This window comes from Bradyrhizobium sp. P5_C11_2, assembly GCF_054049755.1.
The window spans coordinates 1-2,433 of record NZ_JBFULT010000816.1 but is presented as its reverse complement, the minus strand read 5'-3'; the positions used below and the strand labels follow the sequence as shown (position 1 = coordinate 2,433).

At 61.2% G+C, this 2,433-nt stretch carries 3 protein-coding genes; all 3 read left to right on the top strand.

Annotation, left to right across the window (positions count from 1 at the left end; translation table 11 throughout):
* Positions 1–633, top strand: a 633-nt coding sequence (locus tag ACXJL8_RS38940) for an acyltransferase family protein (RefSeq protein WP_456686808.1), incomplete at its 5' end; no start/stop codon positions are given.
* On the top strand, positions 630–1,706 hold the full coding sequence (locus ACXJL8_RS38935) for an acyltransferase family protein (protein ID WP_456621616.1): 1,077 nt from the start codon (positions 630–632) through the stop codon (positions 1,704–1,706). The genes ACXJL8_RS38940 and ACXJL8_RS38935, both read left to right, overlap by 4 nt.
* A 63-nt stretch (positions 1,707–1,769) precedes the next feature.
* Positions 1,770–2,433 (top strand): glycosyltransferase family 4 protein (locus ACXJL8_RS38930; RefSeq protein ID WP_456686807.1); only part of this gene is annotated, 664 nt, incomplete at its 3' end.

Here is a 2,433-nt window from a genome sequence, read left to right as displayed (position 1 = left end):
GGTCTGCTCCGCCGCAGCACGGCCGTGTTCGCGATCGTCATCGCGATTTCGTGTGCCGGCATCATTCTGCCGATGCTGTTCGAGCAGCGGGTCGTCTCGCGTCTGCTGGAGGTCGTGCTCAATCTCGATGCGATGTTGATCGGGAAAATCACCCGCGACACGGTCATGGGGCGCAAGCTGCGATGGTGGCACGTGGCGATGTGTCTTGGCCTCTACAGCGCGTTCGCCATGGTGATTTTCAAGCGCCTGTATGGCGCCGACTATCAGGGAAATTTTTTCTACAGCTATTCGATCGCATCGGCCTATATCGCGGCCGGAGTCACGTTCGTCACCTTCGCCCGCTATGGCGACAGGCTTGCGTGGCGTGGTCTGACCTTCATCGGCACGATCAGCTACTCGGTGTACCTGATGCAGGTTTACGTGCTGGCGGTGGCGGTGCACTACTTCGGTGCTGGCAGCAATCTGCCGCAATGGATGCTCTTCGCGGCCGGCGTGTTYTCGGTGACGGTTTTGATGTCCTGGGCCAGCTATTACGCCGTCGAGAAACCCGCCGTGGCTTTTGGTCGAACGTATCGCTCGCGACGGAGCGCAGGTGCTGAGGCCATGCCGGTGCCGGAGCGGGGCGTGGCATGACCGAGGCGGCGAGGTCCAATGCTTCAGGCGCGCCGCGGGCGAGCTTTTTTCCGTCGATTCAGGGTCTGCGCGGTCTGGCGGCGCTGACGGTGGTCGTCGCGCATCTCTATGCGATGCCGATGCTTGCCGGATTTCTGCCGACGCTGCCGGGCTGGCTTTACAAGGTGTTCGACACCGGCGGTCACGGCGTCGAACTGTTCTTCATGATCAGCGGCTTTCTGATTCCGGCGAGCCTGGTTCGACACGGCAGGGTCTCGACTTTCATGTACGACCGCTGCCTCCGCATCGTTCCAGTCTTTGTCGTGCTCCACATGGTCGTGTTCACGCTCGGTCCGATCGCCGGTTACAAGTTCTTCAAGGGAATCGACCTCGGAACCTATGTCGAGCTGTTCCTTGTCAATCTGTTCTTCCTTCCCGATGCGCTGGGCCTTCCGATTGCCCAGCAGAATGCCTGGACGCTGTCCTACGAATGGGCCTTCTACATCTGGTTTGCCGCGATCTTTGTCGCCTACCGCGCGGAGAACCGTTGGGTGGCCGTCGTGCTCGGCCTGGTCGCGCTGGTTGCCGTGGCTTACCGCCCGAACACCGCCTTCTTCGGCATCGGCATCTTGTTCGGTCTGATGTCGTTCCGCCTGCCGGTAAAGGGCTGGCTGGGATTGATCGTGGCGATTTCCTGCTTTGCGCTCATGTTCGGGCTGATGGAATATGTCAGCGTGTGGGTCGCGCTCATCCCGGGATTTCTGCTGTTCGCGGTGGTCCTGACGCCGGAGTCGGGATTTGCGCATTTGCTGAGCGCACATGTCCTGCAGTTCATTGGCAAGATCAGCTACAGCATGTATCTCGTGCATCCCTTCGTGCTCTTCCCCTTGCAGATCGTCGGCCGAAAGCTCGCCGAAAGCGGCGTGAATTTCTGGCTGTTGTGGGGCGGGTTCGTTGTCTTGGGTCTCACCCTGACCGTGATCGCGTCCACGCTGAGTTACGAGATCATCGAGGTCCGCCTTCGCGGTGCCCTCGACCGGTTCCTGAGCAAGCGATGGGACGTCGAGCAGACGAAAGTTCAACAGCGTGCCTGATCGAAACCACGCCAGTCAGATGCCTGCAACAGTGGTTTGGTATCCGGTCGAAGGATGCATGATTTGCGTATTCTTGTCCTGACCCACGAATTTCCGCCGTTCCGAGGCGGTGTCGGTACGTATTGTGTGGAGACGGCAAAGGCTGCCGTCGCACAGGGACACACCGTGGAGATCCTCGCGCCGGACTTCGGCAAGGACAATGCGGAGGAGGACCGGCTCTATCCCTTCACCGTGCGTCGCTTCGCCGGCGGCGTCTACGCGACCCGGGCCTTGCCTCGCCTGCTGCTCGCTCTGCTCCGTGCCAAGCCATGGACGTTCGATATCATCCATGCCGCGGACTGGCCGTTCGTGATGCTGATCCCCTGGATGCGGCCGTTCATACGCCGGCGCATCGTCGCCATGATGCACGGCACCGACGTCTTCCTTCTGGCGAAGTCGCGCGCCGCCGGATTGCTGTTCGGCCGGTCCTATTTGCGAGGAGCCGACTATGTCGTGGCCAACAGCCGGTTCACCGAAGACCTCGTTCTGAAATATCACCCCTATCTGGCGTCGCCGCGCCGGACGGCTGTCACGCTGCTCGGCGTCGATCCGTTCTGGTTCAACCCGCCTGTCGGCGCGTCTGAAACGCTGGAACGGCATGGCGTGCCGAAGGGCCGGAAATTGCTGCTGACCGTGGCGCGGCTCGATATCCGCAAGGGCCACCGTTATTTGCTCGAGGCACTCGCCC